Here is a 7686-nt window from a genome sequence, read left to right as displayed (position 1 = left end):
TCTCACGCCAGGCCCGCTTTGCCCGGGTAGGGCCGAGGTCGGGCCCGCCGTGCTTCTTGGATCCGCCGACGAGCGTCGGCGCGATGGCGTTCGCGCGCCTGGCCCAGGCAGAGGCCCCCGGCCAGCCATTCTCCGCCATCAGATCGTGGAGCGTCTCGCCAACGGACGGCGGCGGGCCAGCCGGCTCCGGCCAGGAGAAATAGGCGAAATCCTCCGGCCGCATGGCGACAAGCACGAACCGCGGCCGCAGTTGCGGCACCCCGTAGTCCGAGGCGTGCAGCAGCCGCCAGTCGGCCGCGTATCCGAGCTCCGCGAGCCGGTCGAGAACATGCTGCCGGTAGGCCGCGAACCGCGGCAGTGAAAGCCCTCGCACGTTCTCCAGCAGCAGCGCCCGCGGCCCCATGACTCCGCAAAGCTCAATCGCCCAGGCGAACAGGTCCCGTTCATCGGTCGCGCCGAGCTGCTTGCCGGCGATGGTGAACGGCGGGCACGGGACCCCGCCGGCCAGCAGGTCGATACCGGCGTAGTCGGCGGGGGACCAGACCGCGGGGCTGGCGACGTCCCCCTGAGCCACCTTCCAGTGCGGCCGGTTGCCCCGCAGCGTGGCGCACGCGTTCGGATCGAGCTCGACGGCCAGTTCATGCTCGAACCCGGCGAGCTCAAGCCCCAGCGACTGCCCGCCCGCCCCGGCACAGATCTCGACGACCCGGTGCTCCGGCATGGTGACCTCCCGCTGACTCATGCAGCATCTTCCCGTACATTCGCCCCGCTTCGGCGGAGCTATTGCGTGTCGGGGTGGAGGCGGTTGACGCGCTCCGGCCAGGTGGCCTCTAGCAGCTGGATCAGCCGGGTGATGAGGGCGTTCAATGGCGCGTCGAGGCCGTGCTCGGCGGCGCGGGCGGCGATCGCGCCGTTGAGATGGGCGATCTCGGTGCGACGGCCGTTCATCAGGTCCTGCAGCGTGGACGCCAGGTGGGAACCCGACGCGGAAGGGTCGAACTGCGCCTTCATCAGCCGCAGCGCCGCGGCCTTGTCCACGTACACGCCCTCGGCCCGCGCCACGGCCGCGACCTCGGCCAGGATCGAGGAAGCCAGCTCGTCGAACCCGTCATAGCGGCCAAGCGCGGACACCGGGATCGAGGCGATCGCGCACAGCGTGTTCATCACGCAGTTGAAGGCGACCTTCGCCCAGATGACGCCGAGGGTGTCGTCGGCCACGCGGGCGGGAAGACCGGCGGCGGAGAGAGTGAGCACGAGACGTTCTGGATACTCCGACGAGGCCGGGCCGAGAGCTCCCAGCACCGTTTCGCCGGAGCCCAGCGCGCGAATGTGCCCAGGTCCGAGCAGTTCGGTGCCGAGCGTGGTGGTGCCGGCGAGCAGCCGGGTCTCGGGCACGTAGGACCGCAGCACCTCGATGTTGCCGAGGCCGTTCTGCAGGGTGAGCACCAGCGTAGAAGAGCCGATCGCAGCCGCCGCCGCGGCGGCCACCGAGGCGGTCGCAGTGGCCTTGGCGAACACGATGACCAGGTCGGCGGGCTCCGCCGGGGCGGGGAACGGCCGTGCCGGAACGCGCATCACTTGGGAGCCGTCAACGTCGTCGATCCGCAGCCCGGACGCGTTGATCGCGTCCACATGCTCGCGCCACCCGTCGAGCAGCACCACCTGATGCCCAGCCGAGAACAGCGCGCCGCCGAACCGGCACCCCATCGCCCCCGACCCGGCGATCGTGATCTTCACGGGGCCGGCCAGCCGGAGGTGTCGGTTTCCGAAGGATCGCCGAGCGGCGGGGTCCCGTACGTCCGGAACGTCGAAGGCAGCCGGGCGCCCCAGCCGGGCTTGGCCGCGTATTCGGGCGGGGTCCAGATCACCGGGTTGTCGTCCGGATCGAAGCCGAGGTAGCCGCCCGAGCAGATCTCGATCCTGTTCCCGCCCGGTTCGCGGGTGTACAGGTAGAACCCCTGGATGGGGATGTGCCTGGACGGGCCCGCCTCGATGGGCACGCCGGCGTCGTTCATCAGGTCGGCCGCCCGCAGCACATCCTCGCGGGAGTCCACCCAGAACGCCAGGTGGTGCAGCCGCCCCCGGCCGCCAAGGTAATCGCGCACGTAGATGATCTCGTGCCCTTGCACGGTGGACGACAGCCACGCCCCGTCTTCCCAGCCGTCGGCATCCCGGATGATCTCGAACGTGCGCAGCCCGAACCCGTTCTCCCAGAACACCCGGCACGCCCGGACGTCGGCGGCCATGAGGTTGACGTGCTCGAGCCGCCGGACGTTCGCGCCGGTGCCCGTGTACCGCTGGTGGTTCGACTTCATGGCCGGCCGCGAGTCGGCCGGCGAAACGTACTTCGTCGTCTCGTAGTAGAGCCGGACCGGATGCCCGTCCGGATCCTCGAACGCGAAGAACGGCCCCTTCCCTGCCTCCGGCTCCACCCACGCCCCGGGCACTCCGGCCGACTCAAGCCAGGCGACCCGCCGCGCTAGCGCCTCAGGGCTCCACGCCCGCAGCGCCACGTACCCGAGCCCCGGCCGCGCAGCGGCGGTCAGCTTGAGGCAGTACGGCTCGTAGTCGCCGTACCCGCGCAGGTACCACGAGCCCGGCTCTTCGGCGACGACGGAAAGCCCTAGCAGTGAGGTGAAGTACCGCAGGCTGTCTTCCGGCACCTGAGTCAGCAGTTCCGCGTGCCCAATGTGGGCGACGTCCCGCCAGCGTTCCCCGGTCATCGCGGAGCCCGCAGCTGTCCGAGGGCGGAGACGGCGGCGCCGCGCAGCATCCCGAGGTCGGTGGAGATCGCCAGCAGCGTCAGGCCGCGTGCGGCCCACCGCCGCGCCTCGTCGGCGGTGGCGCAGAAGATGCCAAGGGGCGTGCCGTGCCCGAGGATGAGGTCGGTCGCCGTAGCGAGCGCGGCCGCCACGTCAGGATGGCCTGGGTCGCCCGGATGCCCCAGCGAAACGGCTAGGTCCGTCGGTCCGAAGAACAGCGCGTCGAACACGCCAGACTCGAGTATTCCCGGCAGCGCGGCCAGTCCAGGGGCCGACTCGATCTGCCCGACGAGCACGGTCCGCGCCAGGCTCGACCCGACGTGCTCCGCCGCCGGGACGGCGCCGAACATCGCGGCCCGAGTCGACAGCGACAAGCTTCGCTCCCCGATCGGGGGATAGTGTGCGGCGGCCCGCACCGCCGCGGCCGCACCGGGCGAGGACACGTCGCTGACCTGGATGCCCGTCACGCCGGCGTCCAGCAGCGCGCCGCACAGCGCCAGCCAGGTCGCCGGGATCCGGGCGATCACCGGCACGTCATGGGCATCGCAGGCCCGGACGATCCCCTCCACCTCGCCAGCCGACAGCGACGAGTGCTCGAGGTCGGCGACCACGAAGTCGTACCCGGCGGTCGCGAGCGTCTCGCTGATCAACGGGTCGCGGGACTTCACGAACGTCCCGAGCAGCCGCTCCCCGTCGCGCAGCCGGGCCCGCAGGTGCCCGCGCGAGCCATCACCGGCCATCAGGCGCCGGGATCGCCCTCGTCGATCGCGTAGTAGTCGTCGCGCCGCGGGTTGAACACGCTCAGGTCCACCATCGGCTCGTCGCCAGCCGCGACCGCGTAGTGCAGCACCCCGGACGGCACGACGAGCATGTCACCGGCCGTGACGTCGGCCGTCTCGTCGCCGACGGTGAACTGGCCGTGTCCGGAGACGATGTACACGATCTGCTCGTGCGGATGGGTGTGCGGCCGGGGCTCGTGACCGGGGCTGAGCGTGCCCCACGCCAGCGTCGCGCCCTCGCCGGAGAACGACCGCCGGGTGACCCCGGGACGCACGTCGCTCAGCTTGAGCTCGTCGATGTTCGCCTTCTTCATGGCACCACCCCGGCTTCCAGTGACCGAAGTGAAAATATATGATCCGGCGGCTTTAGGGAAGAGCGGATCGCCGCCAGCCATCCGCGGCTGGGCGCACAGGTGACCGCATCAGCCGGGCTCTGGCATTCCAGTTATCCGGAACGGGCCCGCGCTCCGACCCCTCCCCGGCACCGCTGCGTGCGGCGGCGACGGCCGCGAGCGCGGCGACAAGCGCCGCGATCTCCTCGGCGGAGGCGTCACCTTTGACGATCTTCAGGAACGGATTCTCGTCAGCCACGAGACTTGCCGACACCTATACCGAATTCCCGGTGCACCCGTGCCCAGAATGCGTCCCGCAGCCATTCGCGGGCCTCCTGGTAGGGACGCAGCGACTGGCCGAGTTCCTTTTCCGCCTCGACGAGCAGTTCCTTATCGATGACGGGCGGCAGGATGGGGCCTGGCAGCAGGTCGCGGATGTTGTCCGAGCCGCGGGTGAGGATCCACTTGTGCGCGACGTGCTCGCCGGCCTCTTCGACTTGCCGTCGGTCCGGGCCGAGCCTCGGCATCGGGCCGGTGGAGGCGACGTGCGAGTTGCGGCCGATCGGGCCCGTCTGCCGGAAATGCCGTTCGCCGAACAGCTGGGCCGGCGACGGAACCGTGGCCTGGATGTCCGGCCGGGGCTGCTCGACAGTCGGGTTCCTGGTGAAGTACGGACGGAGGAACGGCCCGTCGAGCACGTCGACGGTGTCCGATTCCCACACCAGCCGCTCGGCCTGGTTCGTGCCGTACGGCGGCTCGATGCCCCACAGGTGCACCCGCACGCCGAAGGCCTGCGCGGCCTCGACCGCCGGCACCATGTCCTCGTCGCCCGCGATCAGCACCGCGTCGGTGATCGCGCGGTGCCTGGCGAGGGCCTCCATGTCGGCCCTGATGTTGGCGTCGACGCCCTTCTGCTGGCCGCGCGCGTTCAGGTTGCCGAGCCGCAGCTTGACCCAGGGCATCTGGGCGACGACGCGCTGGTCGATGGTGGGCACCCGGTCCCGCGCCGCGTCATACCAGTAGACGCGGAGCAGTTCGCCGCGAAATAGCTCGTCAGCGTGCTTGGTGACGGCCTGGATGAGGCTGACCGCGTCCACCCGGTATTCGCGCCGCGAGCTGGTGCCGAAAAGCAGTTCGCCGCCGGCCGCGTAGATGTACCCGACGTCCACCAGGACCGCATATCTGGCGAGGACGGGCAGCGGGGCAGCGAAATCGCTCATTGCCTTCTGACTGTAGCGGACTCGTCGGATCACAATGGAATGTTGCCGTGCTTCTTGGGCGGCAGCGTTTCCCGTTTAGTTCGCAGGCTGCGCAGTGCCCGGGTGACAGCGGCCCGCGTTTCCGCGGGGCGGATCACCGCGTCCAGGTAGCCGCGCTCGGCCGCGATGTACGGGTTGGCCAACGTGTCCTCGTATTCGGTCGTCCGCTCGGCCCGGAGCCGGTCCGGGTCCTCCGCCTTGGCCAGCTCTCGCCGGTACAGGATGTTGACCGCGCCCTGCGCGCCCATCACGGCGATCTGCGCGGTGGGCCACGCCAGGTTGATGTCGCCGCCGAGGTGCTTGGAGCCCATGACGTCGTAGGCGCCGCCGTAGGCCTTGCGGGTGATCACCGTGACCTTGGGGACGGTGGCCTCGGCGTACGCGTACAGCAGCTTGGCGCCGCGCCTGATGATGCCGCCCCACTCCTGGGTGACGCCGGGCAGGAAGCCAGGGACGTCGACGAACGTGAGGATGGGGATGGAGAACGCGTCGCAGGTCCGCACGAACCGCGCCGCCTTCTCCGAGGCGTCGATGTCCAGGCAGCCGGCGAAGTGCATGGGCTGGTTGGCGACCACGCCGACGGGCGCGCCAGCGACCCGGCCGAAGCCGACCACGATGTTCGGCGCGAAGGCGGCGTGGATCTCCAGGAACGTGTCTTCGTCGACGACGGTCTCGATGACCCGGTGGATGTCGTACGGCTGGTTCGGCGAGTCGGGGATGAGGGTGTCGAGTTCCTCGTCGTCCGGACTGATCTCGTAGTCCGGCGTGACGGGGACCAGCGGCGGCTCGTCGAGGTTGTTCGACGGCAGGTAGGACAGCAGGTCCCTGGCGAAGGCGATGCAGTCCTCCTCGTCTTCCGCCTGGTAGTGCGCGACGCCCGACTTGGCCGCGTGGGTGTGCGCCCCGCCGAGCTCCTCGAAGGTCACGTCCTCGCCCGTCACGGTCTTGATCACGTCGGGGCCGGTGATGAACATGTGGCTGGTGCCCTCGACCATCAGCGTGAAGTCGGTGATCGCCGGGGAGTACACGGCCCCGCCCGCGGCCGGCCCCATGATCAGGCTGATCTGCGGGATCACGCCGGAGGCGCGGGTGTTGCGGAAGAAGATCTCGGCGAACAGCCCGAGCGCCACCACGCCTTCCTGGATTCGCGCGCCGCCTCCGTCGTTGATGCCGACGACCGGGCAGCCGGTCTTCATCGCATGGTCCATCACCTTGACGATCTTCTCGCCGTAGACCTCGCCGAGGCTGCCGCCGAACACGGTGAAGTCCTGGCTGAACACGGCGACTGGCCGGCCGTCCACCGTGCCGGTGCCGGTGACCACGCCATCGCCGTAGGGCCGGTTCCGCGCGATCCCGAAGTCACGGGCGCGGTGCCTGGCCAGCTCGTCGAACTCGGTGAACGAGCCGGGGTCGAGCAGCAGGTCGATCCGCTCGCGGGCGGTCAGCTTGCCGCGCGCGTGCTGCTTCTCGACGGCCGCCTGCGAGCCGGCGTGGACCGCTTCGTGCCTGCGGCGCTCCAGATCGGCGATCTTCCCCGCCGTGGTGTGCGGATCGGGCGCCGCACCGTCACTCGTCTCAGCTGCCGTCATGAGGGAAAGGGTAATGGCGCCGGATGATTGGGTTCACCCGCCGGTGGCTAGAGTCGGTCTCGTGAGCAGCGTGAGCGTGGACAGGGAGCGGGACTCGGCCGAGCTGCCTGAGACGATGCGGCGGGACGTCCGGCTGCTCGGCGACATCCTCGGCGAGGTCATCACCGAGTCCGACGGGCCTGATCTGCTCTCGGACGTGGAGCGGCTGCGGCGCGCGGTGATCGAGGCCCGCCGGGTACCTGACCTGGCGTCGCCGGAGGCGGCTGCCGCCGGGGATGCCATCGCGGCGCTCGTCGCCTCTTGGTCCCGGCAGCGCGCCGAGCAGGTCGCCCGCGCCTTCACCGTCTACTTTCACCTGGCCAACCTGGCGGAAGAGCAGCAGCGGGTGCGTACGCTGCGGGAGCGCGATTCCGGGGACAGCCCGCCGCGCGAGTCGCTCGCGGACGCGGTCGCGCGGATCACCGCCGAGCAGGGCCTCGACCACGTGCACGACGTGCTGGCCGGGCTGCGGGTGCACCCGGTGTTCACCGCGCACCCGACCGAGGCGCGCCGCCGCGCGGTGGTTGCGTCGCTGCGCCGGCTCAGCGGGCTGCTCACCGAGATCGACGACCAGCCGTCCGGCGTGGCGCAGCAGGCGGAGGTGCGGCGGCGGCTGCACGAGGAGGTCGACCTGCTGTGGCGGACCGCGCAGCTGCGGGTGGCCGGGATGACGCCCGCCGACGAGGTCCGCACGGTGATGACCGCGTTCGACGAGACGCTGTTCCGGCTGGTGCCCGCCGTGTACCGGGCGATGGACCACGTGCTGCTGGGCCCGGACAGCGGCGTGAAAGCGCCGCCGGTGCCCGCGTTCTTGCGGTTCGGCAGCTGGGTCGGCGCCGACCGGGACGGCAACCCGACGGTGACCGCGGCGGTCACCAGGGAGGCCGCGCTCATCCAAGGGGATCACGCGCTGCGCGCGCTGGAGG

Annotated in this window: 9 protein-coding genes; 1 reads left to right on the top strand and 8 read right to left on the bottom strand. The window is 70.6% G+C overall.

What is annotated here, in order from left to right:
- The 8 genes from WA805_RS16055 to WA805_RS16020 all read right to left on the bottom strand — a co-directional run.
- Positions 1-742, bottom strand: a 742-nt coding sequence (locus WA805_RS16055) for a DNA cytosine methyltransferase (RefSeq protein WP_425242734.1), incomplete at its 3' end; no start/stop codon positions are given.
- A 38-nt stretch (positions 743-780) separates the two neighbouring features.
- Complete coding sequence (locus tag WA805_RS16050) at positions 781-1737, bottom strand: ketopantoate reductase family protein (protein WP_422288176.1); 957 nt, start codon at positions 1735-1737, stop codon at positions 781-783.
- Positions 1734-2723, bottom strand: coding sequence for a VOC family protein (locus WA805_RS16045; protein ID WP_422323792.1), 990 nt, complete (start codon positions 2721-2723; stop codon positions 1734-1736). Before WA805_RS16045 ends, WA805_RS16050 begins: the two co-directional genes overlap by 4 nt.
- Positions 2720-3502 (bottom strand): HpcH/HpaI aldolase family protein, encoded by a 783-nt coding sequence (locus WA805_RS16040; RefSeq protein ID WP_422288179.1) that lies wholly within the window; start codon positions 3500-3502, stop codon positions 2720-2722. The genes WA805_RS16045 and WA805_RS16040 overlap by 4 nt, the downstream gene beginning before the upstream one ends.
- Positions 3502-3855: a cupin domain-containing protein gene (locus WA805_RS16035; RefSeq protein WP_422323791.1), complete on the bottom strand. Its 354-nt coding sequence runs from the start codon at positions 3853-3855 to the stop codon at positions 3502-3504. The genes WA805_RS16040 and WA805_RS16035 overlap by 1 nt, the downstream gene beginning before the upstream one ends.
- A gap of 52 nt (positions 3856-3907) precedes the next feature.
- The gene (locus WA805_RS16030) at positions 3908-4132 is read right to left on the bottom strand and encodes an acyl-CoA carboxylase epsilon subunit (protein WP_422337768.1); all 225 of its coding nucleotides are present in this window, start codon (positions 4130-4132) and stop codon (positions 3908-3910) included.
- Positions 4125-5093, bottom strand: coding sequence for an NYN domain-containing protein (locus WA805_RS16025; RefSeq protein WP_422276863.1), 969 nt, complete (start codon positions 5091-5093; stop codon positions 4125-4127). Before WA805_RS16025 ends, WA805_RS16030 begins: the two co-directional genes overlap by 8 nt.
- A gap of 29 nt (positions 5094-5122) precedes the next feature.
- Positions 5123-6721 (bottom strand): acyl-CoA carboxylase subunit beta, encoded by a 1599-nt coding sequence (locus tag WA805_RS16020; protein WP_422288182.1) that lies wholly within the window; start codon positions 6719-6721, stop codon positions 5123-5125.
- Between the two features lie 61 nt (positions 6722-6782).
- Between WA805_RS16020 and WA805_RS16015 the strand changes: the two genes are divergently transcribed.
- Positions 6783-7686: phosphoenolpyruvate carboxylase (locus WA805_RS16015; RefSeq protein ID WP_425242733.1), on the top strand; the 904-nt coding region annotated here is incomplete at its 3' end.

Origin of the sequence: Trebonia sp. (assembly GCF_049794275.1) — a bacterium.
GTDB lineage: Bacteria > Actinomycetota > Actinomycetes > Streptosporangiales > Streptosporangiaceae > Trebonia.
This window is presented reverse-complemented; position numbering and strand designations above follow the sequence as displayed.

Bases quoted from the DNA above. Each gene is read 5' to 3' on its own strand.
- WA805_RS16045 (WP_422323792.1), bottom strand. From the start codon at position 2,723: ATGACCGGGGAACGCTGGCGGGACGTCGCCCACATTGGGCACGCGGAA.
- WA805_RS16035 (WP_422323791.1), bottom strand. From the start codon at position 3,855: ATGAAGAAGGCGAACATCGACGAGCTCAAGCTGAGCGACGTGCGTCCC.
- WA805_RS16025 (WP_422276863.1), bottom strand. From the start codon at position 5,093: ATGAGCGATTTCGCTGCCCCGCTGCCCGTCCTCGCCAGATATGCGGTC.
- WA805_RS16040 (WP_422288179.1), bottom strand. From the start codon at position 3,502: ATGGCCGGTGATGGCTCGCGCGGGCACCTGCGGGCCCGGCTGCGCGAC.
- WA805_RS16020 (WP_422288182.1), bottom strand. From the start codon at position 6,721: ATGACGGCAGCTGAGACGAGTGACGGTGCGGCGCCCGATCCGCACACC.